Source organism: Nitrobacter vulgaris (genome assembly GCF_031453995.1).
Taxonomy (GTDB): Bacteria; Pseudomonadota; Alphaproteobacteria; order Rhizobiales; family Xanthobacteraceae; genus Nitrobacter; species Nitrobacter vulgaris.
This window is the reverse complement of record NZ_JAVDPZ010000034.1, coordinates 1-26,745: the sequence shown is the minus strand read 5'-3', so window position 1 is coordinate 26,745 and position 26,745 is coordinate 1. Positions and strand designations below refer to the sequence as shown.

At 62.3% G+C, this 26,745-nt stretch carries 36 protein-coding genes; 2 read left to right on the top strand and 34 right to left on the bottom strand.

All coding sequences use genetic code 11. The features are described 5' to 3' along the window. Positions 1-62: 62 nt before the first annotated feature. From GGQ85_RS16910 to GGQ85_RS16900, 3 genes are all read right to left on the bottom strand, one after another. Positions 63-263 (bottom strand): hypothetical protein, encoded by a 201-nt coding sequence (locus tag GGQ85_RS16910; RefSeq protein WP_309775508.1) that lies wholly within the window; start codon positions 261-263, stop codon positions 63-65. A 151-nt stretch (positions 264-414) separates the two neighbouring features. Then, positions 415-729: a hypothetical protein gene (locus tag GGQ85_RS16905; protein WP_309775507.1), complete on the bottom strand. Its 315-nt coding sequence runs from the start codon at positions 727-729 to the stop codon at positions 415-417. Continuing rightward, positions 726-977 (bottom strand): hypothetical protein, encoded by a 252-nt coding sequence (locus GGQ85_RS16900; protein ID WP_309775506.1) that lies wholly within the window; start codon positions 975-977, stop codon positions 726-728. The genes GGQ85_RS16905 and GGQ85_RS16900 overlap by 4 nt, the downstream gene beginning before the upstream one ends. A 136-nt stretch (positions 978-1,113) precedes the next feature. On the opposite strand from GGQ85_RS16900, the gene ku reads away from it, so the two are divergent. Beyond that, positions 1,114-2,046, top strand: coding sequence for a non-homologous end joining protein Ku (ku, locus tag GGQ85_RS16895; protein WP_309775505.1), 933 nt, complete (start codon positions 1,114-1,116; stop codon positions 2,044-2,046). 106 nt (positions 2,047-2,152) lie between these two features. Here ku and GGQ85_RS16890 read toward each other — a convergent pair whose 3' ends face one another. From GGQ85_RS16890 to GGQ85_RS16770, 25 genes are all read right to left on the bottom strand, one after another. Next, positions 2,153-2,425 (bottom strand): hypothetical protein, encoded by a 273-nt coding sequence (locus GGQ85_RS16890; RefSeq protein WP_309775503.1) that lies wholly within the window; start codon positions 2,423-2,425, stop codon positions 2,153-2,155. 52 nt (positions 2,426-2,477) lie between these two features. Next, positions 2,478-3,062, bottom strand: coding sequence for a M23 family metallopeptidase (locus GGQ85_RS16885; protein WP_309775502.1), 585 nt, complete (start codon positions 3,060-3,062; stop codon positions 2,478-2,480). 3 nt (positions 3,063-3,065) lie between these two features. After that, on the bottom strand, positions 3,066-3,287 hold the full coding sequence (locus tag GGQ85_RS16880) for a hypothetical protein (RefSeq protein ID WP_309775501.1): 222 nt from the start codon (positions 3,285-3,287) through the stop codon (positions 3,066-3,068). Positions 3,288-3,306: 19 nt separating this feature from the next. Further along, positions 3,307-3,939: a hypothetical protein gene (locus GGQ85_RS16875; protein ID WP_309775500.1), complete on the bottom strand. Its 633-nt coding sequence runs from the start codon at positions 3,937-3,939 to the stop codon at positions 3,307-3,309. Between the two features lie 3 nt (positions 3,940-3,942). Beyond that, positions 3,943-4,509 carry a hypothetical protein gene (locus GGQ85_RS16870; protein WP_309775499.1) on the bottom strand — a complete coding sequence of 189 codons (567 nt, stop codon included), beginning with the start codon at positions 4,507-4,509 and terminating at the stop codon, positions 3,943-3,945. Between the two features lie 24 nt (positions 4,510-4,533). Beyond that, complete coding sequence (locus GGQ85_RS16865) at positions 4,534-6,018, bottom strand: hypothetical protein (RefSeq protein WP_309775498.1); 1,485 nt, start codon at positions 6,016-6,018, stop codon at positions 4,534-4,536. A gap of 1 nt (position 6,019) precedes the next feature. Next, positions 6,020-7,468, bottom strand: coding sequence for a phage tail tape measure protein (locus GGQ85_RS16860; RefSeq protein WP_309775497.1), 1,449 nt, complete (start codon positions 7,466-7,468; stop codon positions 6,020-6,022). A gap of 4 nt (positions 7,469-7,472) precedes the next feature. After that, the gene (locus tag GGQ85_RS16855) at positions 7,473-7,634 is read right to left on the bottom strand and encodes a hypothetical protein (RefSeq protein WP_309775495.1); all 162 of its coding nucleotides are present in this window, start codon (positions 7,632-7,634) and stop codon (positions 7,473-7,475) included. A 35-nt stretch (positions 7,635-7,669) separates the two neighbouring features. Then, positions 7,670-7,963, bottom strand: coding sequence for a hypothetical protein (locus tag GGQ85_RS16850; RefSeq protein ID WP_309775494.1), 294 nt, complete (start codon positions 7,961-7,963; stop codon positions 7,670-7,672). A 1-nt stretch (position 7,964) separates the two neighbouring features. After that, positions 7,965-8,981: a phage tail tube protein gene (locus tag GGQ85_RS16845; RefSeq protein ID WP_309775493.1), complete on the bottom strand. Its 1,017-nt coding sequence runs from the start codon at positions 8,979-8,981 to the stop codon at positions 7,965-7,967. A 172-nt stretch (positions 8,982-9,153) separates the two neighbouring features. Next, positions 9,154-9,654 carry a hypothetical protein gene (locus tag GGQ85_RS16840; protein ID WP_309775492.1) on the bottom strand — a complete coding sequence of 167 codons (501 nt, stop codon included), beginning with the start codon at positions 9,652-9,654 and terminating at the stop codon, positions 9,154-9,156. A gap of 4 nt (positions 9,655-9,658) precedes the next feature. Further along, positions 9,659-10,114, bottom strand: a complete 456-nt coding sequence (locus tag GGQ85_RS16835; protein ID WP_309775491.1) for a phage virion morphogenesis family protein — start codon at positions 10,112-10,114, stop codon at positions 9,659-9,661. Positions 10,115-10,151: 37 nt separating this feature from the next. Then, positions 10,152-11,063, bottom strand: a complete 912-nt coding sequence (locus GGQ85_RS16830) for a phage protein Gp36 family protein (RefSeq protein ID WP_309775490.1) — start codon at positions 11,061-11,063, stop codon at positions 10,152-10,154. Between the two features lie 236 nt (positions 11,064-11,299). Beyond that, positions 11,300-13,864 carry a right-handed parallel beta-helix repeat-containing protein gene (locus GGQ85_RS16825; RefSeq protein WP_309775489.1) on the bottom strand — a complete coding sequence of 855 codons (2,565 nt, stop codon included), beginning with the start codon at positions 13,862-13,864 and terminating at the stop codon, positions 11,300-11,302. Positions 13,865-14,004: 140 nt separating this feature from the next. Then, entirely contained in the window at positions 14,005-14,448 is a 444-nt protein-coding gene (locus GGQ85_RS16820) for a DUF7210 family protein (RefSeq protein WP_309775488.1), read from the bottom strand. Between the two features lie 11 nt (positions 14,449-14,459). After that, positions 14,460-14,984, bottom strand: a complete 525-nt coding sequence (locus GGQ85_RS16815; RefSeq protein WP_309775487.1) for a hypothetical protein — start codon at positions 14,982-14,984, stop codon at positions 14,460-14,462. Positions 14,985-15,041: 57 nt separating this feature from the next. After that, complete coding sequence (locus tag GGQ85_RS16810) at positions 15,042-15,971, bottom strand: major capsid protein (protein ID WP_309775486.1); 930 nt, start codon at positions 15,969-15,971, stop codon at positions 15,042-15,044. A 31-nt stretch (positions 15,972-16,002) separates the two neighbouring features. Beyond that, the gene (locus tag GGQ85_RS16805; RefSeq protein ID WP_309775485.1) at positions 16,003-16,383 is read right to left on the bottom strand and encodes a capsid cement protein; all 381 of its coding nucleotides are present in this window, start codon (positions 16,381-16,383) and stop codon (positions 16,003-16,005) included. 30 nt (positions 16,384-16,413) lie between these two features. Further along, positions 16,414-17,673, bottom strand: a complete 1,260-nt coding sequence (locus GGQ85_RS16800; RefSeq protein WP_309775484.1) for a phage protease — start codon at positions 17,671-17,673, stop codon at positions 16,414-16,416. Between the two features lie 50 nt (positions 17,674-17,723). Beyond that, entirely contained in the window at positions 17,724-19,943 is a 2,220-nt protein-coding gene (locus GGQ85_RS16795; protein ID WP_309775483.1) for a phage portal protein family protein, read from the bottom strand. Positions 19,944-19,967: 24 nt separating this feature from the next. Next, entirely contained in the window at positions 19,968-21,596 is a 1,629-nt protein-coding gene (locus GGQ85_RS16790) for a terminase large subunit domain-containing protein (protein ID WP_309775482.1), read from the bottom strand. Next, positions 21,517-21,999: a hypothetical protein gene (locus GGQ85_RS16785; protein ID WP_309775480.1), complete on the bottom strand. Its 483-nt coding sequence runs from the start codon at positions 21,997-21,999 to the stop codon at positions 21,517-21,519. The genes GGQ85_RS16790 and GGQ85_RS16785 overlap by 80 nt, the downstream gene beginning before the upstream one ends. A 408-nt stretch (positions 22,000-22,407) precedes the next feature. Then, positions 22,408-22,878, bottom strand: a complete 471-nt coding sequence (locus GGQ85_RS16780; RefSeq protein WP_309775479.1) for a hypothetical protein — start codon at positions 22,876-22,878, stop codon at positions 22,408-22,410. Further along, positions 22,875-23,030, bottom strand: coding sequence for a stress-induced protein (locus tag GGQ85_RS16775; RefSeq protein ID WP_374708913.1), 156 nt, complete (start codon positions 23,028-23,030; stop codon positions 22,875-22,877). The genes GGQ85_RS16780 and GGQ85_RS16775 overlap by 4 nt, the downstream gene beginning before the upstream one ends. 35 nt (positions 23,031-23,065) lie before the next feature. Beyond that, positions 23,066-23,353 (bottom strand): TM2 domain-containing protein, encoded by a 288-nt coding sequence (locus tag GGQ85_RS16770; protein ID WP_309775478.1) that lies wholly within the window; start codon positions 23,351-23,353, stop codon positions 23,066-23,068. A gap of 227 nt (positions 23,354-23,580) precedes the next feature. On the opposite strand from GGQ85_RS16770, the gene GGQ85_RS16765 reads away from it, so the two are divergent. Beyond that, positions 23,581-23,844 carry a hypothetical protein gene (locus GGQ85_RS16765; protein WP_309775477.1) on the top strand — a complete coding sequence of 88 codons (264 nt, stop codon included), beginning with the start codon at positions 23,581-23,583 and terminating at the stop codon, positions 23,842-23,844. Positions 23,845-23,959: 115 nt separating this feature from the next. Here GGQ85_RS16765 and GGQ85_RS16760 read toward each other — a convergent pair whose 3' ends face one another. From GGQ85_RS16760 to GGQ85_RS16735, 6 genes are all read right to left on the bottom strand, one after another. Further along, a complete protein-coding gene (locus tag GGQ85_RS16760) occupies positions 23,960-24,418 on the bottom strand; it encodes a hypothetical protein (RefSeq protein ID WP_309775476.1) in 459 nt (152 codons plus the stop codon). A 359-nt stretch (positions 24,419-24,777) separates the two neighbouring features. Next, positions 24,778-24,966, bottom strand: a complete 189-nt coding sequence (locus GGQ85_RS16755; RefSeq protein ID WP_309775475.1) for a hypothetical protein — start codon at positions 24,964-24,966, stop codon at positions 24,778-24,780. Further along, a complete protein-coding gene (locus GGQ85_RS16750; RefSeq protein WP_309775474.1) occupies positions 24,963-25,490 on the bottom strand; it encodes an ArdC family protein in 528 nt (175 codons plus the stop codon). The genes GGQ85_RS16755 and GGQ85_RS16750 overlap by 4 nt, the downstream gene beginning before the upstream one ends. Next, entirely contained in the window at positions 25,487-25,828 is a 342-nt protein-coding gene (locus GGQ85_RS16745) for an ArdC-like ssDNA-binding domain-containing protein (RefSeq protein ID WP_309775473.1), read from the bottom strand. The genes GGQ85_RS16750 and GGQ85_RS16745 overlap by 4 nt, the downstream gene beginning before the upstream one ends. Before the next feature lie 335 nt (positions 25,829-26,163). Then, positions 26,164-26,340, bottom strand: a complete 177-nt coding sequence (locus tag GGQ85_RS16740; RefSeq protein WP_309775472.1) for a hypothetical protein — start codon at positions 26,338-26,340, stop codon at positions 26,164-26,166. A 9-nt stretch (positions 26,341-26,349) separates the two neighbouring features. Further along, a partial coding sequence (locus tag GGQ85_RS16735) for a hypothetical protein (RefSeq protein ID WP_309775471.1) occupies positions 26,350-26,745 on the bottom strand: 396 nt, incomplete at its 5' end.

Below are 26,745 nucleotides of genomic sequence, written 5' to 3'. Positions count from 1 at the left end.
GCCGCAGCGATCCCTGAGATGTGATGCCGCGGTTTTCCGGCTCTGCGCCGGGACGGCCCCTATCACTTCGGCGGCTGCAATCCGGGAGAGTTCGCCCACGCCTCGATGTTGGCGGCGGTCTCGGCCTGCCTGACTTTCTTCTGCAGCTCGTACTCGTCCGCGCCGCCGGGCGCGGTTTCTGCCTCGGCCCGCGCGCCGGCGATGAATTCCGAAAGACGGTTCTGAAGCGAAGTGGTCTGCTTGAAACGACGCCGGGTTTGCATGGCCCGATCCTTTCCGTGAGAGGACGGCGTGAGCGCAATCGGGCGTTCTCATCACCGATATAAGCCGAGAGCCGTGCGGTGTCGGATCATAATCGCGCATGGGGCGGCGGAGTTCAGTGCGCTAGTGAACACAGCGCGGTTCACAAGCGCTTTATCGCTGCCGGCCTTTCCCTTTCTTCCACTGCGCCCAGCGCGCGCCCTTGCCCCTTTCCGAGGGATGCATGCGCTCGCCTCCGAACCGCGCGCGGAACGTCTCGGCGTGCTCCTCTTCGGCGAACATGAACACCTGGTAGAATTGCCCATCGCAGATTACCGAGTGCCCGTGACGCGACAGCGACAGCCCGCGCTCCTCGCAGAACGCCCGCAGCGCATGGAAGTTTTCGCCGACGCACTTCTCCTCCTGAAGCGCGACCCAGTGCCTGTGCGTATAATCGGCGCCGCGCAGGATGCGCCGGTAGACGCTCACCGGACGCGCCGCTCGATGGCTCCCCTGATGGGCTTGTCGGTGCCGGGATACTTCACCGACTGCTCCCTGCGCTGGCGGTCGCGCTCGGCGCACATGCCGTCGACTTTGGACAGCATCCGCTCGAGCAGCTCCTCGGCGGCTTTCGTTGATATGCCGGCGCGCTCGAGGTCCCGCATCTCTTTTCGCTGCCGGAAGATCTGGCGGCGCATGCGCTCAATTTCGCTTCTGAGATAGGGGAGGTTCGGCATGGCTAAGCTCGTCGGCAGGACTGCGCCGATAAGAACGAAACGAGAACCCAGAGTCAAGCTTATTGCGGGCCCCGGCGTCGGAACGAATCGCCCCAATTCGTCTTGAGTCGAGTCCCTGCACCGTTCTGGAGAACCCATGGCACCCCGCGCCAACTGGAAAGGCTTCCTGCGGCTTTCGCTCGTGACCTGTCCGGTCGCCCTGTTTCCGGCCACGTCCGAATCCGAGAAGATCAGCTTCAACCAGATCAACCGGAATACCGGCCACCGCATCAAGTACATGAAGGTGGACGCGGACACGGGCGAGGAAGTCGCAGCCGAAGACATCATGAAAGGCTACAAGGTCGACACCGACACGTTTATCGAAGTGTCGAAGGACGAGCTCGAGAACATCGCTTTGGAGTCGACCCGCACCATCGACATCAACGAGTTCGTGCCGAAGTCCGACATCGATCCCCGCTACCTCATCCGGCCGTACTACCTCGTGCCGGACGGGAAGGTGGGCCACGACGCCTTCGCGGTCATCCGCGAAACCATCCGCAGCATGGACATGGTCGCGATCGGCCGCGTGGTGCTCACCAGCCGCGAGCACATCATCGCGCTCGAGCCGCTGTCCAACGGGCTCATGGGCACGCTTCTGCGCTACCCCTACGAGGTGCGCGACGAGAAGGAATACTTCGACGAGATACAGGACGTGAAGGTCACCAAGGACATGCTCGACCTCGCCAGGCACATCGTCACGTCGAAGGCGGCCGACTTCGATCCCGAGAAATTCGAGGACCGCTACGAGGACGCGCTGACCGAGCTCGTCAACGCCAAGCGCAGCGGGAAGACAGTGGGCGCCAAGCCGCGGCCCAAGGGCGAGAACGTCGTCGACCTGATGGACGCCCTCAAGAAGAGCCTTGCCGGGTCCGGCGGGTCGGGCGAGGCCGAAGCGCCGGCGGTTAAGAAGCCGAAGCGCCGGAAGACGGCGCCGGGCCAGAAGGAAATGATCATGGCGATAGAGGGGAAGAAGCCGGCCGCCAAGAAGGCCGCAAAGACCGATCGCCCGGCGCGCCGCAAGGCGGGATAAGAAAGCGGCCCCGGAGTCTGAGGAGACTTTGCCCGGGACCGCCCCTGCCGCTTCTCTGGTTGGAAAAAAGACGGCAGGGCCTAACTCGGATGGTCGCCGGCCGTTCCTAGCGTTCCGCTTTCCAGAACAGGGTGTAGCTGCCGTGCGCCAGCACGAAGGCGACGAACGCCTCGACGAGCACCGTGAGGATATTCGATACCAGGTTGGGATCGACAGGCGCTCCGGTCATCGCGCTCGTGGCGATAACGCCTGCCAGGGAAAACAGCGCCAGGACGACGCGCTTGGAAGCCGTGGTCTCGAGGGGAGACAGCCACTTCACGACGCCCATGACCATGTTGAGCGCGAACGGCGACAGGGCGAGTAGTATTGCTGAAAGCATGCGAGTTTTATTTTACGAGTAATCGAGCCCGCTCTCCCAAGCGTAGCACGCCCTATTTGCCCGTCAGGTAGTACTTGGCGAGCCTCAGGCCGTTGGCGATGAGGAGGGCAACGCTCGCCTGTTCGATGGCGTACTCCCGCGCGAAGAAGAGGGACGGGTCGATGCTGCCGGTCGCGTCATTGCTGTCGAGCTTGCGGCCGGAGCCGTCGATGCGGTAGAGGCCCATGTGGGTGTGCGGCCCCGTCGAGAAGCCGGTGTTGTTGCCGATCATGATCACTTCGCCGAGCTTGGGCTGGTAGTTCTCCTTCACCAGCACCTTCTTGCCGTGGCAGAGCCAGATGCGCGCGTAGCAGAGCTTGCCGCCTATGAGCATGGGATCGATCGAGACGAGCGATATCTGGTTGCCGCCGCCGTTCGCCTCGTACGACACGCTCTCGACGCGGAAGCCCTCGACCGGGCAGTAGATCGGGAATTGCGTCTGGTAGGCGGTGTCGCCGGAGCGGCCGACGTTCGCGTCGATGCCGTTGTGCCGCTTGAAGTTCGGGTCGTTGAATTGCGCGGAATACGCGTCGGTCGCGACGCCCCAGTCCTGGGTGACGACGTAGGGCTTCATCGGCCAGTAGATCTTCAGGTCCATTCGTTATTGTCGGATTACCAGATAAAGCAGCGCGCCGATCACGCTCGTGAGGATCATTCCCGCGCAGCCGTATACCAGCACCTTCACCGGCCAGAATTCGGACTGCGTGACGAAATGCGATTTCATCTCCTTGATGTCGTTCGCCATCGTTTCCATGAGCGTGTTGACGCGGATCAGGAGGTCATGGTCGGTCTGGTACTCGGCGAGGTCGCGGGGTTCGGCCATATAGCGATTGTACCACCGGCTAGCGGTCCAGGATGCGCAGCAGCGGCGTCGCTTGCGACGTGCCCGAGCCGGCGCCGCTCGTCTCCATCGTCACGACGTCGTCGGGTTCGAGAATAAGGGTGGTGTCGTTTATCGGATTTCCGCTGGTAAGGCTTCTGAGCGTGGTGCCGTTGAGGATCACCTGGAACGGGATCAGGCTCTGGCCGATGCCGGAGATGTAGGCCGATACGGGCGCATACGCAGTGGCGGACGAAAGGGCGCGGCTTATGAGTCCGGATACCGCCGTCCCGTTCTTGGGGCGCTTGATGCGCGTCGTCGAAGTGGCGCGGCCTATCCTGCGCTCGATCGCTCCGGCGCTCGTCGATATGGCGCCCTGGGTATTCGAAAGGTAGTACATCGATCCTGTCGTCAGGCCCGTCTTCTCGGCGACTATCGGCGTGTCGTTGACCGCGATGCTCGCGCCCGACGATCCTCCCGCGATGGCGAACCCGATGAAGTTGATCCGGTACGCCCACGCGGACGCGGACGCCTTGTAGATCTTGTTGTCGGAGAGGTCGAGCGCGACCGCGTCTCCGGCGGAGATAGACTCTCCCGCCGTGTAGCTCGGTATCCAGTAGTCTGCGAGCACGTCTGCGCCGTCCAGTATCGACATAAATTATGAGGCGTTGATAGTAATCTGCACCGACACGGTCATGGCTTCGGTGTTCGTCTTGGCCCACCCGCCTGTGAGCGCGTGGTTGAACATCTGGCCGCTGTCGGCGCTCGCGTCGCCGTCGATAAACATTGCGAACTCCTCGTAGGTGCCGTCGGTGTCGAGCTGGCTGTAGAAGAAGTCGAAGTTCACCTGCGCGTCCGTGCGCGTGCGGCGCGCGAACAGCTTGCGGGCCACTTCGGCGCCCAGCGCGGTATCGCTCGCGGCCGGCGCGGTGCTGTCGGTGCCGAGGGCACCGTAATTAATCGCGCCGCTGTAGGTCGCGTCGCCGAGCAGGATGCGCGCCATCACGCTGCGGCCTGAAAGGACCACGATATTGCGCTTCTCGAGCGTGCGGACCGGGCAGAGCAGGGCGAGCTCGCGCATGAGCGAGTACCACACTCTCTCCGGCATATCGTGCCCCGAGCGCAGCCGCGCGTCGATCTCTCGCGCGCGCGGGCAGTTGAGTTCGAAGTTGGTGAAAGTCAGCCGTCCGGAAACGCGCGCGGGATCGTTGATCGCGAGATCCATAGATGGGGTAATGGTAGCACGGCGCTAGCCGAACTCGGACATGCCGAACTTGGCTACGGGGCTGCCGCTCGGCCCGAACTGGAAGGGCGGCGTTAGGATGGAACGCGTCGGCGCGTCGTCGTCCGCCACGAACGACTCGTTGACGGATTCGATGGTCAGGACGACTTCCGCGTCCGTCACGTCGCCTTCCTCCGCTGCGAGCGACTCCAGGAACTCCTGCACGCCGACGAGCTTGCCGCCGAAGCGCACCTCGTAGGCGTATTCCGTCATGCCCGAGCCCTCGTCCTCGGTCATGGTAATGCCGACCTCCTGGATCAGGAAGCCGGCGTCCCCGCCGATGCCGTGGGAGGGCAGGTTGACCGTTAGGAGCTGGCCCGGCTCGAATATGGAGCCCGGCGAGAGCAGAGAAGTGCGGGTCGTGAACCGCCCGTTGACGAGGGGATCGGCGAACTGCGCGAGCTCCTGGAGCGCGCGCGTCGACGCCTCCTCCTTGGTGGTGATGCTCGGCTCCTTGATCGTCGCCTCGTAGGTGCCGTCCCCGCCGTCGAGCGCCGCGAAGAAGGCGATGGAGTCAGGGTCGATCTCCTGGACGATGATGGGAATGCGCCCGTAATAGGTGATCTCGATCTCGTCGGGCGTGCCGCCGCCGACGGGAGTGGTCTGGGAGTCCGTTATGCGAAACGACTGGCCCGAGAACGAATAGGTGAAGAAGTCGGTGTCGCGCTCATTGACATCAAGGGAGAATTGTTTCGACACGCCGTTGAGCTTTATTGACACGATCTCCGAAGGCTTGAATTGCAGCTCCCAGGCGCGCGTCGCTCCGTCGCCTTCGAAGGTCTCGGTCGTCGGATTGCTGTCCTGCTCGCCGTCGCTGCTGCCGATGACGATGACCGAATTGCGTACCTGCGACGTGTCGTACGAGAGGGCGACTTTCTCGAAGTTGCCGGAGCTGTCGGTTATGGCCTCGGGCGCGGCCGTAGCCGTAGGCGAGGTGAAGAAGACGTTCTTCTCGTAGTCGACGTACCAGACGTAGCCCGTGAGCTTCTGCAGCTTCTCGAAGCATTTGCGCAGCGGGATATGGTCGAAGGTGATCGAGTCTATCGTGGGGCCTGTCGCCACATTGGTTGTCGTGAAAGCGTAGGAGGCGTCCAGGAACGCGTCGAGCAGGTCCTCGACGATGAACTTCAGGGTCTTGCCGGCATAGGAGCGGCGCGCGATCTTGTTGTTCAGTATCCAGCTGTAGTCAGACGTCTCCACGTCGTAGACGAACAGCTGGCCTTCGCCGACCTCTTCGGACTGCACGCGCGTGACGTAGCCTCCGAACAGGAACCGGCTGCCGTCCTTGAAGACGATCTCCGCGCCCTCCCGCGGCGCCGTTTGTCCCGAGGCAACGGTCGCCTGCATGTTCATGACGCTGGACTTGTTCTGAACCAGCTCGCGTATCTGAGCGGAGTTGGTCTTGTATTGGGCGAGAAAATCGGCGCCGGCGATAACCAGGGTTTTTGCCATGTTAGATCGTGCTGAGCTTGTGGCCGCGCGTCACGTCGCGCAGCGCCTCCTCGATCTGGCGCCGCAGGAGCGCCGCGTCGCCGCGGTTGCTGACGATCGGGTTGTTGATCACGACCGAGTAGGTATTGCCGCCGCCCATGCTCGCCCGGCCAGCGGGGATCACGCGCTCGCCGCCGTGCGCGATGATGGGCACGGCCTGGCCGCGGGCGCCCGGCACGATGCCGCCGAACTCGAAGCGCGGAAGCGCGATCTCCTTGGCGAGCGGGATATTGATGCCGAAGCTCTTGCCGCCGACGCCGGGCACCCAGTCGGGGATCGAGAATTTTATCTTATTGAGCGCGCCGATGATGACGTTGACGGCCTTCACCCAGCCGTTGGCCCAGCCTTCCGCGATCCCGATGAGGAAGTTCGCGCCCTGGGCGAATACGGCCTTCAGGGCGGCCCATACCGCGATGCCGCTCTGCTTGATTTCCTCGAACTGCCGAATGACCGCGTAGACGGCGAGGCCGATCGAGGCCATCAGCCCTATGATGGCGCCCGCGGGGCCCAACAGCAGGGCGAACCCCGCAATGACGGCCGGGAGCAGCAGGCCGAGTGCGCCGACCGCCGCGACCACTGCCGCGAACGCGCCCGCTACGAGCATGATATTGGCGGCCAGATCGGGGTTCGTCTCGGCCCAGGCGGCGAACCGGTCGAGGAGGGGCAGGACCTTCTGGCTCAGGTTCTCGAGCGCGGGAGCCAGCCCGGCGCCTACGGCCTGCTCCATCCGCTGGAAGGACATCAGGAGGCCCTTCTCCATGCCTGCGGAGGTGTTGCGCTGGGCCTCGTTCATGCCGTCGTAGGTGCTGGTGAGGACCTTGACGAGCGCGGCCACTCGCTCGGTCTCCGTCCCGTTCTCGATCATGGCCTTGGTGTCCTCGTCGAGGATGAAGCCGCGCTGCGTGAGCGATTGGAAATTCCCCTGCAGCGCCTGGCCCAGGCCGTTCGCGAAGCTGATCATGTCCTCCGTGGTGGCGTTCACGCCGCGCTCGGATACGACCATGTCGAGGAATGCCGGCGTGAGCTGGCGGATGGAGTCGGCCTCGAGGTCGAACGTGGCGAAGGTGCCCTGGGCCACCTTCGTCACGTCGGCCGACACTACGCCCACGCGCTCGAGCGCCTCGGCCTGGTCGAGGAGCGCCTTTATCTGCGCGTCGGACGCCCCGCGGGAGGTCTTGAGCAGCTGGGCGAGGCGGACGGTCGCGGTCTCGTTCTCCTCGAAGGCGTCGAGCGACTGCTTGGCCGCGAACGCGATGCCGCCGAAGGCGACGGTGCCGGCGGCTGCCATCTTCTGGAACGTCGGCTGCAGGGTCTTGAGCTTCTTGCCGACGCCCTCGAGCGTGTCGGAAAATTCGTCCCGGGCCTTCAGGACGATGGTGAGCGACTGGTCGCCGCTTGAGAAAAGGGACATGCGTCTATTTTACACCGCTTCCGGCGCGCGCCTTCTTCGCCGCGGCGCTGCCGTTCTTGTTGTCGATATCGAGCTTGCGGATGAGGAGCTCGGTGAAATGCAGCGGCTGGTCATAGTACTGCCGGTAGGTCCAGCCCATGCGCTCGCAGATGACGGCCACGATCATGTCGCCGCGGACGTTCCCCGCGACGTAGTCGGCGACTATCCCTGAGATTTTTTTTTAGGATTGAGGAGCTCGGTCACGGCGCCGACGATCTCGGCATAGTCGGCGAGGGGGAGGTTGCCCAGCCGCTCGACGATCTTCTCTGCCGATCCCTCCAGGGAAAGTATAGCGATCTCCACCGCGCGGTCCTGGGCCTGCTCCGTGGACTCTGCGGAGCCGGCGCCCTTGTCGCTCACGGCCTTGATCTCGCGGGCCTCGTTTCCGGTGACATAGGTGCGGATGGTGTAGTCGCACCCTCCCTCGGTCGTCTTGGTCGTTATGGGGTGGTCCATATTATGCGGGGTTATAGCGCGAGCCAGAGCCGTTGGCCTGGTCGTTGGTGACTATGACGGTGATGTCGCCGTCGGTCGCGTCGTACTCCACCTCGAACTTCTGATTGAGGACAAGGAGCCCGTCCGCGTTGTACTCGATGGGAGGGTCGGTAAGGACGAGCCTGCCGAGCTTGATCTGGATCTGCTCCACGCCGCTGCCGGCCGTGCCCATGTCCGCGCCCGTAAAGGTCACGATGAGCGCGCTCTTCGTATTGGCCTGGTACTTCGCGAGCTCGGCCGTGTCGGCGAAGTGGAGCGAGTAGGAGCCGGAGACCTTGAGCGGCCCGCGCACGAGCCCGCCGGCGACGATGTCATTGCTGCCGGAGAGGAACGCCTCATCGAGCAGGATGCCGTTATCGATCGAGAGCGAGAACGACTTGAGCGGAGTGGCGGCATTGCCGGCCGCGTTCGAGAACGACGTGCCGAACTTGGCGGTCATCTGGTGGTAGGCGAACTCCGTCCCCTGCGCATAGCTCTCGCTCACCGTGTCGGTCGAGGGAAACTTGCCGATGAGCTCAGCGGTCATCGAGGCGTAGCCGTCGCTCACGTCGAGGCCGAGCGTGTTGCATACGCAGTTGACGTACTGGGGGGTCTGGATGCCGCCGTTCTTTACGGTGACCGTGGCGGTCTTCACCGTGGCGTTGGCGTTCTGGACGGTGAAGGTGTGGTCGTAGACCGCTGACTCGCCCGAGGCGGTCGCGGTCGCGACGGAGCCGAGCGCGAGCGCGAAGAAGAAGGGCGCGATCTCGACGTTCGGGACGAACGATATCGATCCCTGCGAGTACCTGCGGCGGATCATGCTGTTGGAGTTCTGCAGCCTGAGCCCGCGCGCCGACGTGAACATCGCCTTCTCGGAGACGCCCTGGAGGGAGAAGTCCGTGTAGGGAATGAAGTGGGCTTCCGCGACCGCCGTGCCGGGCGCCGCGGCGCTTTCGATGCCGATGCCTATCGCTACCTGGGAGCCGCCTGTTTTAGCCATATATCGATCGTTATTTTTTAATCGGCTTAATCTCCTTGATAGCGCTGTGCGAGAGGATAAGCAGCTGCGCGTCTTTGCCGGCCGGGAGCTCGCGGGTGTCTCCCGCATTGATGCCCCAGTTGAGGGTAGGAAACGATACGGATTTTGTTGCCGTTACTTGCATGCGTTTATTCTACCGCACTTGGGAGAACGAGCAGACGAACTCTATGCGCGCCTCGATCGACCACTGGTCTTGCGCGCGGTCCCTCAGCGTGGTGCCGTAATCGACGCGGGTCATGCTTCCAAGGTCCGTGCGCAGGCTCTTCGCGGCATCGAGCACGATATTAGAGCGCAGAATGCCGAGTATGGAATCTTCCTTGAGCGTGTAGTCCTCGTTGCGGCCCTCGATAATGTCGTAGAGCGTCGATACGCCGGCGACAGCTTTGGCGATGTTGTCGTCTGTGGATAAGTCCTTGCGCACGTCGGCTACTATCGTGATCGACATGCCGATGCCGTGCTCGTCCTCGGCGTTGGTCAGGGCGCCCGCGCGCGTCTCGCGCTTCGCGATGATGGCGCAGGGGAGATTGCTTGCGGGCAGGCGGATCGGCTCGCCCTGATAGAAGGCTTTTATTGCGGACGTGTTGGCCTTGATGAGCTCGACGTATTTCTCGATGATGGGGTCGGAATAAATCATACGCTTAGATGCCGGCGATCGCCTGCTGGATGTACTGCTGGAAGTATCGCACGATTTCCACTTTTTGATTGTCCCCTAAACCCATCATTGCGCGGCGCGGCAACCACGGCCCGCGCGCCTGGTTGCTCTGATGGTATTTGGCATATTCCGCGGTGTTGTAAACGACCGCCTGGTCGCTCTGCACGATCGATGCGAAGCTGTTCTGCATCCTGCCCGTCCGGATGAGGGGCCCCTGCAGATACCCGAGTCGCGCCTTCTCCGCGACGGTGGCGGGCGAGAGGCGCTTCCATCGCTCCCCGATTGCGCGGCCCTGCGTGCTGAACACGTCTTTGGAGAACGTGCGCTTGAGATACTCCGCCGAGCTGTTGAAGGGCTGTCGCAAGTCACTCAGCTCGGCGCTAAGACCAAGAAGCACGCGCGACAGCTGCTGCTCGCCTTCGATGCTCCAGCGAAGCTCCAAGTTTGCCATACGTTGATAGGTTTTGAGCTGTAATCTACTAAAAGCGGTCGCCCATCGAGAACTGCGCGGCGTCGGTGCATTCGTCGTTCGGATAGCCGCCGAGCTGCGTTTCCGCTACCGGGACTTCGACGCGGCCGAGCTCGACGCCGTCCGCGCCCAAGAGGAGCTGCGTGCCGCCCTGGACCGCCTTCAGCAGCGCGCGCGCTTCGCCGAGCCACTTGCCGCCCTGGCCGTCGGCGCCGAACTCCTCATAGTCGATGTAGCCCGCGGCCATGAGCTCGCAGATGTAGGAGAGCAGGGGCGGCACCTCGCCGAGCGGCAGGGTGTAGCGCGATCCGATGGCGCTGTTGATCTCGTTCTCCGCCTGCTTGCGCTTCATCTCCATGCGGAAGTCGGAGTACAGCGGATTGCCGGCGAGGCCCGCGTGCTTGCGGATGGCCCATAGCGAGGCGTAGCGCGCGCTTTCGTCAGCCTCAGCCGCGACCGAGTCGCCTATCGCGGTCTCCTCGTTGGTCTCGGAGTTGTAATAAGTCGCCTTGAAATGCGTCGCGGTGTCGCCGGTGTACTCCAGCGTGGTGCCTTGCGGGTCGTCGACCTGGATGTCCTTGGGGCTGCCGTCAGCCGTTAGCTCGAGGTAGGTGCCGTTGGCGGAAGTGGAGCCGTAGAACTTGCGCTGGTTGTAGCGGTAGACGGTGACGGGCTCGCCCTTCTGGTGATTGAACTTGAGCGCAGCGACGCGCACGGGGCTCTCGCCCGACACCTCCTGATTGACAAGCTGGAGCTCCGCCAGCTCGCTGCCCTCATAACCGATAGCGATGAACGCGTCGCCGATGATGCCGTCGTTGTTCTCCAGGCTAAGCAGGACGTTGGAGCCGGCTGACGCATCTGCCGCGAGCCGCGTGCGCTCAGTCTTTACGAAAGGCTCGGTCGGAGCGACAAGGGTCCTCATGGCATCAATCCTACCATGCAGACTTGAGCTCCAGGGGCTCGTCTCCGCTATCGCGGCTCCCCGTAAGAACGACTGGCGATGTGCGTGTCGCGAGAATGATCCCGGGCCGGCCGGGACGCTCGATCGGTATTATCGCTGGGCGGGGCGCCGCCGCCATCCCGCCGAGCGCTGCACTGCCGTATGCGCCGCCGCCGATCATGTCCCAAGTATTACACGAACATTAGGAGGCAAGGTTATCAGGGCGCGACGGTCGAGTGCGTCCAAGCGGTCGAGCTTCCATCAAGCGGAAGCGAGAGGTAGGTCATCGTCCCCGCGTTGTTGTACGCGAAGACGAGCTTGTTCGCTTTGCTGTAGAAAGCGACGGAGTCGTTGGCGTCGAGTTCCGCGGTGGTGGGGTCGGCGTCCTGCTCGTCGGCGATTATCCAGCCGCTTGTCCCTTCGACGTGGAGCTTGGATTTTGGGGCTGAGGTGCCGATACCGATATTGCCATCATGCCCTATACGTAGCCGTTCCGTGCTGACGGCTCCTTTTGTGAAAAAGGCTAGTGCCCCCTCGTCGCCGTACACGCCTGTTGGCTTTACAGACTTGATTTCGCCGACCCTATAGTTGTCGGCTGAGTTTTGAAAGATGATGGCGTTGTATACCTGGTCAGCGCCCACGTTCTGGCCGTTGTTGTCGCTCCAGAGCGAGAGTAGTTCGAGTGGAGATGCCGTACCGATTCCAAGTCGGCCGGTGTCCGACACATACACGCCGCTAGCTTGGACGAGCTTTCCGGTAGTGCCGTCGTAGCGAGCGATGGCATTATCTGTTGCGAAGATAGGGCCCTTAATAAAGTTGGCATCGTATCGGGTGCCTCCCGTGACTTCTTCGGTCACTATGGCGGTAAAGCTATTGATGCCTATGAGTATAGTCGGCTCTGACGAGGCATCGTAGATGCCGTAAGCCGCCCTGGATACCTGGTTGCCTTCGATGAGGATATTGTCCGACGTCAGCAGATATATGCCGGTGTCGAACGGGGCGATGGGACTATTGCTCGCAATGGTGTTTCCTGTGACGGTGCCGTTCGACGTATTCACGAGGTAGATGCCGTGCTGCGTGCTCCACGGCAAGATAGTATTGCCGGTGATAGCGAAAGCGCCGATTTTCTTAGTCGATCCGGACGCGGACAAGGTGAAAGAGCTCGAATAGAGCACGTTCCCGACGAAGTTCAGTCCGAAATCGGGAGAAGTTTGGGACGTGTTGCTGGTTACGAATATGCCGCCCGCTTCGTTCCCCAGCGCCGGATAGACGATGTTGTTTGAAATTGAAGAGGTGATGTTGCTGGACTGCTCGAAGCCGAACGTGACCTCGCCGACGAACGTGTTGCCCTGAACGTCGACTCCGCTGACCGCCACTATGTCGAATGCGCTGGGGTATATGCCCGATATCGTCACGTCCTGCGTGACGTGATTGCCGTGGACGTGAACGTCCTTGACCGCCGCTCCTGTGCTGTTGTTTGGGCCGCCTCCGATCACATCGGAGTTTCCTCGTCCGGTTATGCGGTTATTGACGACCCAAACTCTCTCAGTCGTGTTTGTGCCGGTTGCGTTTATGAATATTCCGAATCCGTTAGCGTCGAGGATATCGCAGCCTTCGATGCGAACGTCGGAGCTATCAAGGACGTGAACAGAGGAGTCGTTCGTTACCTGGGCGCTTCCGTTCGTCCTGATTCTTTCAATTCTTACGTTGCTCTCGCCGTCTACTTTTATAGCGGAGCCTGATGCAAGATTTAGGAGTGTCCCGTAACCGTCGCCTATGATGGCGACGTTTGAAGATATGAAAACCTGCGCGGCAATTGCATATGTGCCCCGCTTGACGAAAATGGTTCCGCCTCCTGCCGCGGCCACAGCGTCAATAGCGGCCTGCAGCTGGACATCATCCTCGCTCCCGTCACAGATATAGTCAGCATTCGCAAAGCCTACCGTGATGCAGGTTTTGTATCCGAAGACGGTCTGATAGACGGCGTCGAAATACGTCTTGAGCGCGGCTTTTAGGTTAGCCCAGGTCAGCTTCTTCAGGACGTTCGATTCAGCGCTATCAACGATCGGCAGCTCATCGCTGTCTGCGGGCGTGGTCTTGCCGGTAGCCGCGTGCGTTCCGGGCGCGATGACCGTAATGTTTGCGGAGCCGTCGAATGCCTGGCCGTCGATCGTGCGCGCTGTTTGTAGCGCGGTCGCAGTGCCGGCGTTCCCGGTAACGGAAGTCTGGTCGCCCGTGTTGGCGCCGGAGGTATTGGAAAGCTTCGTGCGCTCAGCCGCCGTCAGGAAAAAATGGGAAGAGCCCTCGATCACGTCGTCCGCATCGTCGACCGACTTCATAAACGCGCCGGCTGCGGCGACGTTCGCGGCGTCGGTTACGTCGGCGGAAGCCTCGATGCCTGCGAGCTTTGCTTTCTCGGTGCCGGTGTACGCCTTGTTCGTGGCCCCGTCGCCGAGGTCGTCAAAGCTCGTCGGTACGTCAACGGTGTCAGCCTTGGCATCTAGCGCGGCTTGCAGGCCGGTTACGGTAGCTATCGGCTGCTCGCCCGTGTGGTTGGCGCGGTCGGCGATGTCCCCGACCGTTTTCTGAGTGGCGGCAAGGAGCATCTTGTACGTCTTGCCAGCCAGGTCCTTGATGCTCGCGGACGTTCCCTCCTGCGCGCGCTCAACTGTGAGGACATCTGTTGAGCGCGCGGTACAGCGGACTATCTCAACGTACGGATCGTCGGACGGGTCGGGGAAGTCGGTCGCGTTGTACCAGACCAGGTTGAAGGGCCCGTCCACTGCGGGATCGGGAAGCTTTGAACCTTGTGACGGCGAAAGCGCCACCGACGTATCGGCGGCGCTGTAGCCGGTTGAGACCGCGACCTTCGCGAAATTGGTGACGGGGTCGAGGGCCATGTCCCACAAGTATAAGGCAGGTTTTAGAGGTCGGCGGATGCGTCCTCGGCCTCGGCGCCGATGCCCGCGCGATGGTCCTCAATGAGCGTCACGAGGTCGGCCTTGGTGGACGCGGCCTCGACCGCATCCTTCTTGATGCCTTCCTTGGCTGCGGCCTTCTCGAGCTCCTCGCGCGTCATGCGCTCGGATACTGCAGGGGTGACGTCCTCGGCCTCGGCGCGCTGCGGCGCGTCCTGGCCGTCGAGAGACGGCTCCCCGGACTCCGCGCGGTCGCCGCCCGCCTTGGGCTGGGCCGCTTCCTCCGCGGGAGCGGCAGCGGCGGCCTCCGGTGCTTCGCCTACCTTCTCCCTCTGGATGACGCCCGCCTCGAGAAGGTCCTCCGCGTGCTTGCCGGAGAGCTCGATGGCGTCGCCCCTGCGGTACTTCCTGCCGTCGTGCTTTATGGTGCTGAGAGCGTGGTACTTCATGGGTGTGGTGCTTAGTCGCTGATAAGGTACTCGACGAAGACGTTCAGCTTGCCGGCCGTCAGGGCGGCGGTTGCCACGGTGGCGGTGATCTCGCGCACGGCCGTCGTCTTTACGAACGTAGCGGCGCCGGCGGCCGCCATGGCGACCTGGGTGAGCGCGTTGCCGTCCAGCGCGAAGGCGCCGACCTTCGTGCCGCGCAGCCCCGCGTCCCACACGTTGCTGGCGTTGGAGATCGCGATGGCGGCAACGAGGTCGCCCGCGCCCTGCACCGAGAGGGCGATGGTCGCGCTGTCGGACGCGCCGTCGGCGAAGGTGGTGACCACGTCGACCCACGCGCGGGTGATGATCGCCTTGGCCGGGATGTAGACGCCGAGGCCGTGCGCGGCGACGGTCCTCATGGAAGAGTCGCTCGAGGGATCGAAGGTGGCTACCGCTACCTTGGGAATGGTCGTGCCGGTGCGCTTGACCGCCGTGATGGCCGGCTTGTTGGCGACCTGGAAGTCAGGCGCCATTATCGGAACATCGGATTTTTGCATGGGCGTATTGGTTAAGCGCGGCAGGCCCGGCTCAGGGCCGGGCCGTTGCGCGGTCTATTAGGCGGCTACGGCGTCCTTGAAGAGGTACGCCGCGCCGGCGGCGATGAGCTGCGGGTCGTAGTACTCGTCGCCCACGCGGACGAACTGGCCGCGGCGGTCGCGCTCGTCGGTGCCGTTGAGGCGCTCCACGACGCGGGTCTTCCAGCGGTAGGTCACGCCGAGCGACACGGTCTTCTTGCCGAGGCGCGGGTTGACGTAGGCGAGGAGGGCGTCGCGGCCCCAGATGTCCGACATGCTGTCGGCCTGGCCCTCGACCGAGGTGTTCTTCTTGGCCGCGCCGATGATGACGCGGTCGACGTCGAAGAAGCGGGCGAGGAGGTCGGTGTTGAGCACGCCGAGCTGCGAGTACTTCACGCGCTCGACGATCGCCGGATGGTCGACGAGGACGTCGAAGACCTTCTTGGAGAGGACGAGCGTGTTCGGGTCGACCATGATGCTGTCGCGGATGGTGCCCTTCGCGGCGCGCACGTCGGCTACCGGGTCGGAGTTCGGGTCCGACCACTGGCTGGTGCCGGACAGCGTCTCGTTCTGGGTGATGATGCCGGTGTCGGTGAGCATGTTCGCCACCTCGATCTCGCGGGACACGTCGAGCTTGGAGGTGACGTTCTCGGTCGCGTCGACGAACGGGTCGACGCCCTCGGGCGCGTTGTCGACATCCTCGTCGGCCACGAACTCCTTGAGCGCGTGGTCCTCGGCGAAGTACGTCAGCCCCGTGGTGAGCGAGTGCGTCACCTCCTTGGAGCGGGCCCCGATGCCGCGCCTTGCGTCCTCCGAGCGGAACTGGCCCTTGTCGTATATGAAGTGCTTGCCGCTCTGGAATTTCACCGGAAGGGACGGGAGCAGGAGGCTCGCGATGTAGTCTGCGTTCTTGTAGCCGATCGATACGTCAGTGAGAATCGGGTCGGCGCCTTGGTAACGGTTAGCCATAAATTACTGGATAGGGATAAGCGGGTAGATGCTACGCGATGTAGAGGTGCTGGATGCCGAGCTGCACTTCGATGAGGTCGCCGGATGCGGCTGCGGCGGTGCCGATGTAGCGGCCGATGACGATGTCGCCGTCGGTAGTGGTCGCCACGGCCTTTCCGCTGCCGTCGGAGGTGACCCAGGCGCCGATGCCGATCGTGCCGCCGGCCTTTACCTTGGCGCTGCCGCCGTAGGCGTAGACGGCCTGCTCGCCCGCGCCCGGATAGTTCTGCAGCACGCCGACGATGAGGTCGGTCGCGCCCTCCGCGACCTCGATCTTGCCTGTCGCGTCGAGCTGCACGATGTAGTGCTGCTTGTCGGTCATCGCCTCGCCGGCTTCGCGGGAGGCCATGAACCCGATGTTTTCAGTTGCCATAAATGGGTGGTGGAAGGATTAGGAGGGTAATTACTTGGCGTCAGCTGCGAGGGCCTCCTCGTACTGCTTTTTCAGGTCGGGATTCTCGGAGTAGACCTGCAGGAGCGCGGCGGAGAACTGGGTCTTGCCCTCGGAAGCGGTCACCTTGGCCTTGGCCATGTCGCTGATCTTCTTGTAGAGGCTCTTCGAGTCGCCCGCGTCGCCCGCGCCGCCGTCGCCGATCTCGCTGAAGATGGACGCGTCGGCCTTGGGAAGATTGCTCACGATATTGGTGAACTGGTCGCGCTGCTTCTCGCTGAGCGTGAGCATGAAGCTCGCGACTGCATCTTTCTGCTTGGGGAGGATGCGTCCGCTCTTATTGGACTCGCTGAAGACCATCTTTGCGACGGCCTTGTCGAGCTTCATCTTCTCCACCTCGGCGAATGCCTGGGCGCCCTTGTCCGCCTGCTCGCGCAGCACTGCTACCTCGGCCTCGGACATGAGGATCTTCTTGCCGCCCTTGTTCTTCTCCGATGCCTGGCGCTCCGCCTCGGCTGCAGCATCAGCCGCCGCCTTATCCGCCTCGGCCTTGTCCTGCGCTTCCTTCGCCTCGCGCGCCGCCTTCTCCTCGTCGGTCTCGCCGGCGGGGGCCTCGTTCAGCACGCTCTCGAACGCCGATTGCTGGTCCGCGTCCAATTCAGACTTATGCTCGCGCAGATAAGTCTTCTCGTCCGCCGACAGGTCCTCCGCCTTCTTCGCGAGAATGTCTTTCAAATCCATAGGTTCTTTAAATTGGTTCATAATGCCCGGCTCGCTGAACGCGACCACGGGTGCTAATTCCTTGAAGTACGGCTTGTTGGTGAGCGCGCCGCCCACGAGGACGTTGTGCCGCGTCTCCCCGGTCTCCGGGTCCGCATACTGCTCATAGAACTCGGGAGAGAAGTATTTGAAGGCGCGCTCCTGGAGGAGCTTCTTGCCTTCCTCGAGCCATTCGACGTAGGCCCACAGGCCGTTGACGCCGCGATCCTCGAGCTCAGTGAACCAGCCGATCGCCGGCAGCTCGCCGCCGTTCATGCCGTTGTCGTGACCGGCAGTGATGGGGAGGTCGCGCCGCACCTTGTCCTTGAAGTTCCGGACGAACTCCGCGATGTCGGCCGTCGTGATCTCCATCTCTCCGTACGCCGGATGATCCCACTTGCCCGTCGGGACAACCTGTATCTTATCCGTTATCTCCGCAAAGGCCGATGCGTCTCCGAAGAGGCGTATCGGAAACGCGATTCGCTGTTTGCTATCGTGCTCCCTTTGCTTCATGCCCCAATCATACCTCACGCATGGGGATAACGAGTGGATATGTTGATAACCTACTGCTGCTTCCGGTCTTCCCGCTTGTCCGCCTCCTCGCGCGCGGGCGAGTTCTTCTTGGTGATGGGCGACTTCGGCTGCTCCACGTCGTTGACCGTTTCGCCGATGCGCGAGCGCAGGGATTGCGGGATGCCCGATATCTTGGGCAGCTCGTGCTCGTCCGTGAGGATGGCCACGTTGATGCCGCGGCAGTTGGAATGCACCGGCCCCAGGCGCGAGAACTGCGGGTCGCTCTTCTCGAACACGCGGCCGTCGATGGAGAGGCAGTAGTTGCACGTCTTAAAATCGAGCAGCTCCGAGCGCTGGAGCGCGTAGACCTTGTCGCCCTCCCTGTCGAACATGACGCCGCGGCCGTAGTTGATATGGCCGGCCATGAGGATGCTCGAGGCGTTGCGGGTGACGCGGTCAATGGCGGCGGCCGCTGCCGCGTCCGCTGCTGCGAGCGCCTGCGTGGTAGACGCGCCCTTGTTGAGCGACTCGACATAGGCGTTCTTGCTGTCGCTCGTTATCTCCGTGATCTGCTGGTCCGCGATGGCGGCGGCCTGGATGTCGATCTGCTTGAGCGCGGCGGACGGGTTCGCCGGAGCATCGACGCCGAGCTCGTTGGCGGCGTTGTTCTTGCCGTAGACGAAGGCGCTCTGCGACGCGTTCTTGATGATGCGGGCAAGGTCGTTCTGCACCTTGAGCGTCGCGTCCTTGATGGCCTGCGCGTCGCCCGCATGCGCCGCGCGGGCAAACGCCTTCATGTAGGCGTCGCGCGCTTCATGAAGCAGCGCTGCCGTCTCCTTATCAAACTGGGCCTCGAGCTCGTCGATCTTCTTCTGGAGCCCCTCGAAGTTCACCTTGCCCTCGGCGAAGGTCAGCGCGCGGTACGGCTTAAACCCGTCCTCGGCGAACTCTTTTTTTTTTGAAAGACGCTCGCTCACAGCCGCTTCCTCGGGGTCCTGTTCTGGGGGGATGGTGATCTTCGCTGCCGGCTTCTCGCGCCGGCCCGCCTCGTCGAACTCTGGAAGGTTGAGCAGGTCGCGGAAATAGGTCTCGTCGGCGTCCTGCGGCGTCACCGCGCCGGTATCGACGAGCGTCTTGAAGGCGTCCGAGAGCTTCTTCGCGTCGGTCTCGGTGATGCCCTCGAAGTCGAGGGCCGGGTATTTTTTCACGTTATCGAAATTCAGGTCGACAAGCTCCTTTATGCCCTGCTTGTTGAACGTGCTCGCGAAGTTCCTCGCCGCCGCCTCGAGCGACTGCAAGAAGAGGTCCGAGTGGTCTTCGGATAGCGCGCGGCTGCCCGACGAGCCCGCGCTGGACGCGGCGCCGAGCTCCAGGAACTGGGCAAGGCCGGACTTCATGATCTCGCGGTTGTGGTGCGCGATGGAGTTCTGCGGGTCGCGCGTCCCGCCCGCCTGCATGTCCTTGAAGCCGATCTCGTAGTCGTGCGGCTCGACGATGTAGGCGTGCGAGTTGGCGCGGAGGTTCTTGAGGATGGTCTCGGCCTTCGCTACGTCGGAAGGCGTCGGGGTCTCGGGCAGCTTCACGTACGGCACGCCGAGGCCCTGGCGCTCGAAGGCGATGGCGTCGACCTTGTAGATGTTGTTCTTGATGAACCAGTGCTTGTAAGGCGCGCGCAGGATCGACGTGCCCCACCAGTTCTCGCCCTCCATCTCGTTGACGAAGACGATGAGCTTGTCGCCCGGTATCTCGACCGGCTTGCCCTCGGAGGTGTTCTGCGTGATGCCGAACGCGCCGCCGGCGATAGCCCACTTCTGGATCGAGCGCGGCATGCGCGGCGCGAGCTTCGACCACGCGATGCGTTCCTTGCCGTCGACAGGCCGGACCTCGAAGACCTTTTCGAACGGCATCACGCCGAGCGGAAGCGAGAGGAGCGCGTGCCGCAGGAAGTCGTCGAAGGTGAATTTCGGCGCGTCGAAGAGCGCGGCCTTGACGAACTCGGCTATTTCCTGGTCCTGCGCTTCCTCACTCGCGGGCTTGATGAACCAGTTGGCGGCGCGCACGGGCAGGGTGACGGCCAGCACGAGCGAGCGCACGGTGCCGTCGCTCTTGCGCATCTCGTCGTACACCGCGATGCCGCGCACGTCCTGGAGCTTCGCGTTGTATTCCTCGCTGACGACGCCGTCGAGGATGCGGGTGCCGCTGTCGCCGAGCTCGGTCAGTCCCTGGGCCTTCGCTCTGGATTTGTCCGCCGCCGCGGCCTTCTTCGCCATATGCGGATATGATAGCACCCGGTTCTAGAACTGCTCGTCGAGCAATCCCCCGGTGACGGTCTGCGCGCGCCGCGGCGCGGCGGGCTCGGGCGGCAGCGAGCTTGATGCCTTGCCAAGCATCCAGCGGCGCTGCGCCAGCATCTTGGCGTCCGGGCAATGGTCGTCCTCCTTCATCGGCTTGTCGCTGCCCTTCTGGTAGCGGTAGCGCTTGTGCTGCCATATCGCCTCCTTGAACACCGCCGGGATGCGGTTGAGGCGCCGGGAGAAGTATGCGCGGTAGTTGCCGAGCATCTCCTCCTTCTCGGTGCCGAGCCGCTTGCCCTTGTCCTTGGTGCCATCGGTCTTCACGTGCTGCACGGGCCGGCCGAACGGGACCTCGACGAGCGCGCAGCGGAACTGCTCCTTCTCAGGGAGCTCGCGGATGGCCTTATTGATCTCCGCGCGCAGGTCCGCGTTCTCGAAGGGGTGGGAGCCGTCCGCGTGGATGGTACGGATGCGGTACTTGAGGACATCGGCGACGATGTCCTTAATGATCACGCCGGAGCGGACCTGGGTGTAGATGCCCATCTCGAGCTGCACCAGCACGTTATCCTTGTGCGCCATCTCCACGTCCCACGCGGTCTGCCCCTGGAAGCCCCAGTCGAGCCCGCCGGCCACTTCGGCGCCGGGGACATAGGCATGCTCGGCCTCGTCGTGCGCGCTGACGCAGAAGTCCACGTCCTCGGGATCGTTGACCATGCCCTCGGCCGAGGGGCGCGAGCCCATGTACTCCACGTCGAAGTAATCAGTGCTGGGCTTCTCGCGCCATGCCTGGATGATGTTGGCTACGGGTATCCAGCCTTCGGGATCGCCCGCGCGCCCCGCCGCGCGCTTCCTGAGGTCGGCGAGGTCGGGTATCTCGCGGTTGAGCTTCTCGTCGTCCCATATCGCGGGGTCGAAGGATTGCACCACGTCGAAGGAATCCCATGAGAGGCGCGTCCAGCCGAGCTCCTCGGCGCGGTCCCACGTCTCCTGGAAGAGCCCGAATATCTTATGGAAGGTCGAGGTCATGACGACGAGCGGCCTGGCCGAGCTGTCGACCATCGGCATGGCGGAGAGGAGGAGCTCGTCCTTGATCTCGCACGCCTCGTCCGCGAAGAACGCGTCGGGGTGCGGGCCGCGCACCTGCTTCTGCGAGGCGGCGACCGCCCGGAAGTAATTGCCCTTGTCGGTCTTCGTGCGGAGCATGGTCGGCTCGGCCGGAAGCGCTGAGCTGATGGCCTCGGACGAGTAGATGTGGCCGGTAAAATAATTGTAGACGCCTTTCGCCTGCTCGAGCGAGCCGCCCATGTCGATGATATTGAGGAGCTGCAGGTACCATTTCACGAAGCCTAGGGCGCCGAGGAGCTTCGACTTCCCGCCGCCGCGCGGGCCTTTCATGATGAAGCGGGTAGTCGGCCGGCCCTGCATGTCCTGCTGGAGCCAGAGGCACGCGAAGATTATCCGCAGCTTCTTGGGGAAGCGCATCGAGGGATCGACGAGGCGCAGCAGGGTGATGGGCTTCTTGCCGAACCGCCTGCGTATGTCCTCGGGGCTACCGAGTATGGCCGTCTTGGCCTTGCGCAGCGCCTCTGAGTAGCTCTGCTTCCGCGATAGCGTTGGTGAGGATTGCATACAGTTCGTCTTGGCGCTCCTGCGGGAGCGGGGCGAGCAGCTCGCGGACGTCGTCCATCGCGAAGCGCTCGGTCACGTCGCGCGTCTTGTCGATGATGCGGCCGCGGACCTTGTTGTACTCGTTGATGGCGCGGACCTTCGACTGCAGGTCGCCGTCCTGGGTGATGACCTTCGCGAGCTGGCTGTCGACTATGTCGTCGCGCAGAAGCTCGTTGAGGAGAGCGGTGATGCGATCGCGAACCTTAGCATCTCTTAGCAAGCGCGCTCCGTTGACCGAGCAGGTTTGATACTTTCCACGATAGGAACGCTGGACGACCACGTTGCCTTCCTTGTCTAAGATCGAGGTGTCGCCAAGCTCAATGTCGTAAGCCGCGGCATAGGAGAGCGTCGCATTGCCAAACAATACTCCAGGTCCCTGCGCATAGAATTCGCAGAAGAGTTCGCGCTTTAGATTGAGGTCGCTCTCGGCCTCAGGAGCGGTCGTCTTCTTTTTCGGCCATGAGCCTTATCGTATCACGCGGCGCCTGATCCTGTGGCCCTTGCCGTCGACGACGCGGCCGCACTCGCAGACGAAGCGGTTCGTCGAAACGACGCCCCAGAATTTCAGCGGGAAGCACGTGTGCGTCATGCACTCGGGGCAACGCTTGCCGCCAGCTCGTGAACGCTGCTTGTTTGAGAATTTATCCATCATACCGAGATTGTCGCGCCGCCCGCTCCCCTATCGGTCACGGCCATGCCCTCTCTCCTATAGGACAGTGGCAAAAGGACAGAAGTCCGATCGGGGAGGGGAGTGGTCCGGCTAGCCGAGATTTCAGAGCTTAGAGTACTCGTCGTAAGTATCTACCTCAAACGCTTTTTCTATCTCGTCGACAGGCTCGTCCATGTTGCGAGCGATCACGTCGACCGGGATATCGTTGTGCTGACTTATCTTCACCCGACCGAATGTCATTCGGCTCATCCGCTTCGCCGGCTCATCCTCGCCGAGCGCATCCCATTCCGGCGTAGGCACGGGCTTCTTTGCGCTTCCTGATTTTGAACATGAGCTCTTGTGCCGGCCCGGCGATCCGCATTCATCGCAGCCGGGTTTGCGTTTCCGCGTCCCTGCATTGCTCTCCGCTCGCTCCGTGGATGCGGCCGCAGGCGCCGTGATATGTTCGCTCGTATAATCCACGTAATCGAGCGAGGGCGCATTCAAGAGTTCCGGCAGCTGCTCGAGGATCATCTTCTCCTCGTCCAGCCTGATGACGGCCGCGGCGGTCTTGTCGTAGAAATATCTGATCATGAGATTTTGTTATTAGCGCGCTTCGCCTTGCCGCCCTTCGCGCCCGCCTTCGCGGCGCGCCCCGGGTTGTTCGCGAAGTTGGCGGGGTTATTGTTCTTGCCCTGCGCCCGTCCGCCCTTTGAAGCGATGGCGCGCCGCTTCTCCGCGCTCATGCACGCGAAGCCTCTCATCTGTGCCATACGGATGGTTAGTTGTCCCAGCGGGTAATCTTGCGCCCTTCGCCGTCCCTGAAGCTGCCGGAGATGATCAAGATCCAATCGATGAAAACCCAGGGGCTGGATACCAGCACGCCGATGACGGTGAGCGAGAGCCCGAGCTGCGCGATCGCAGTGCCGGTCTTGCCGACGTAGAAGCGGTGCGCGCCGAACATGCCCAGGAAGAACGCGAGCAGGAACGTGACCAGGCGCGACTTGCGGCTTATGGGTTGGTAGAGATAATCGGGGCCCCAGCTCTGCGAGTACTCTGTTGAATGCATAAAGCGTGTAGTTGCTAAATAATAAAGCCCTGCGGACCTAGCGCCAGTATAGCACACGACCGCTCGTTAAGCACGAGTATGGGGATAAGTGTGGGGAGAGGGGGATAGCTGCCGGACGGAATCGAAAAAGGACGGGAGGCGAGCCGGCACTACTGGTGCATGCTCTCATGCATCGCTTTTCCGGAGCGAAAAATATCCTTGCACGTTTTCAGGATCGGAGACGTGCTATGAGATACGATTACCAATGGCCGTTGCGCTGCCCCGACCCGGCCCTCCAGGAAGCGTTGGAAATAGCGCTCGATTACCTGCAACGAACGGGACAGGCGGGGGCTCGGGACGGAACCGACCGCGCAGTGGCAGCCGCCATCCTGGACGCGTGGTCTCACAGCGTTAAGCACCCTTTACGGCTGGCCAACGCGGGCATCCTGGCGGTTGAGCAGGCGCCGCAACGCCTACCCGGCGAACGGAGGGAGCTGCGTGCGTTCGATTAGAGGTAGTTCTCTTCGATCGCTAAAGACCGCGTGACCATATGCGGGCGGCCTCCCTCCAAAGCGTAGGCATGCCCCCAGCGACGGCCGGCGAACTCAGTCGCTAACACGGGGAAGGCTATCTCGCCTGTTCTTCGGAAGCCGCCAGGCGTTGGGCTGCCTCAGCAAACCGGGCAGCCATCTTATGGCTATGCCTGCCAAGGGACCATTCGACGTATCCCCTCAGCTTGCTGGTCGGTATCCCAAAGCATTTGATCGAGTAAGGCCCGGAGCAGAAATCCTCCTGCTTCGCGAGGCGCGCCAAGCGGTCAGGCGCGAGGCTTTCAATCTGCGGGACAATGGCGTGAATGATGCTCTGCCTTGTCGCCGGATCTGCGAGCTTCAGCCTCGGCCAGTCGTACTCGCCGCCGTAATAATCGGCGACTGAATAGGCGTCCCAGTTGCGGTCCTCGGATTGGTCAGCGCTTGTCGCTTCCGGAATGGCCGGTTTGGACTTCACGATCGCGGGCACAGCCACAAACGCCGCGGTTGCCGAAACAGCTAGCATGGCAGCAACGATCATTGAGCTTCTAGACATACCCGACCTCCAATCGATGCTAAATCCCGCCGCAGCGCTCATCTTGAAACGCATCGAAGAACCCTGCGTGATGCGCAGCTCCGGGGCAGGGGTTTGCGACTCGGCAAGCAGGGCCGTTCTATAGCCAGGTCTGCCTCTGCCTCAACGAGTTTCTCAATGCCCCGCAGGAGTCGTTCCTCGTCCAGCAGGCCGGAACTCTCGCCCCTCGATCTGAACTCCGTCAGGTCGGTGAAAAAATAGCGGAACGTGCGCATGCGGTCCGAAACGCCGGGCGCCGTCCCTTGTTCCTATTTTTTTTAGTCAACAAGTTTACATAGGGCGCAAAAAAAACATCCCGCATTTGCGCGGGATGTCGGTAGTCACTTCTGCTTGCACTTTTTGCGCGTGCTTCGTCCCGCGCGAATGCGGTCGGTCTCTCTGCGGAGCAAAGGCATGTCGCGCTGCATGCCTGCCGTAGCGTGCGCGGGGTCAAGCTCGGATAACGTGTCATCCAGTCTGAGGATGAGGTCTTCGAGCCGCTTGACGTAGGCGCGGTTGATGCGGGTCATGCGGCTTGCTCCTGCTTGTCTTCGGAGAAAGAGCGGAGGTAGTCGGTCGCTTTCGACGCCAGACTTGCAGCCGATAGTATCGCTCGGCTGTCCTGCCTGAGCACTTTGAGCCAGTGGTCGACGTAGCTCGCATGGCGAAGCTCTCCCTTGATTTGCAGGTGGGCGCACGTCATGGCGGCTCCTATCTCCGCCACGAGCTCCTCGAAGGCGTAGGCGTCGTTGTCGAACCGGGACTTGAGGTCGCGGTCGAGCCGGGTCTTGTGGCCGGTGTAGTGGATGTGCTCATGCGCCCACACGGCGTAGAGGCTTTCGGGATTATCGAACGCGCCGCGCTCGGGCATCACGATGATATCGCGCGAGGGAATGTAGGCGGCCATAGGCTCGCCCCATCTAACCTCTGCGCCTATCGCGTCGAAGAACGCCTCTGTCCGCTCGTTGCGCTCGTGCTCGGGAAGGTCTGCTACCGGCTCGTTGTGAGGGAGCCCGTCGCATTGCGCGACGTTGAAGAGGCTGAACGTCCTCATGAATGGCACAACCGCTCTTCGTCGGTGCCCTTCTCGATCACCTGCTTGTTGACGTAGATGCCGGGAGTGGACTTCTCGCCCTTGCGGACTTGGCCTCCGGCTTCCTGGCACTGCTTGTACGTCAACCATTCGGCCAAGGCGTACTGCTTCTCCTGCCGCTCGGCCCATAGCATTAGGACGTTCAAGCCGTTGTAGGGCTTCTTGGTGACGGCGTTGATCGGAATGATGCCGCCGCGTTTGCCTGATTTCCAAGGCTGGAGCCAGACCGGCAAGTCACCTTTCTCGATGTCCGCAATTATCTGGTTCGTGACCCTCTCGTATAGCTGCTGAACGCTCAAAGCGAACCTCCTGTTAAAGGACAGGAATTTGTCCGCTCCTAATTGTACCGCCAAAAACAGACGTCCCTTGAAGGGGCTCGGATGTCACGGCCTGTTACATAGTGTGATTTGAGGAACCGCCGTTTTTGAATTGACGGGTTTAAAGCTGAATTTATTCTACAGCTCCCGCCCGCTCCCTGCCGTTTTTGCGTGCGCGGATTATTTTGAGTGCGATGAGGAAGCCGATCCGGTGGACTACGCGAACGGTCCACCGGAGAGGCGTCACCCTGGTTCCTCCTCTAAACCTGCTGCTTCCTCCGGCATAAAAAAACAGGCCCCTCGTAAGGGGGCCTGAATTACTTGCCGCGTATCTCGCCCACCATCTTCTCAAGGAAGAAGACGGTCGTCTGCAATTGCGCGATGAGCCTGCACTTGTCGGGGTTCTCCCGGTTCCAGCGCTCCTCCTCTTCAAAATGGCGCTTGGCCTCGTCCATCTCCTCCTCGGTCACGTCGAGGCTGACTAGCTCCTTCATTGCCTCCTCCTACGGTATCTTCGTCGCGGCGTACACGCGGTCTATGAAGCGCGTGCGCATCTCGATTGAGGGATAGAGCGCCTTGGAAAGCGGCACTATCTCGCCCAGCGTGCGCCTGCGTATCATCTTCGGGTCGCTGCCGAACACGACGATGACCCACGGGCCGTTGTTTTCGCAGACGATGGTGCCGCTCTCCTTGTGCCTGAACTGGCGGTACACCTTCAAATACGGCTCAAGGCACTCGCCGGGGAGCGCCCCCTCTATGAGTTCGGCAAACCCCATATCGCAGTAGAACGGCTGCACGGCGTAGTAGAACCGATCGACATTCATCGCATCCATATCATGGCTGCTGCGAGCTTGATGAAGCCTGTGAAGTGTTCTGTTCGCCTGTCGTATCGGGTGGCG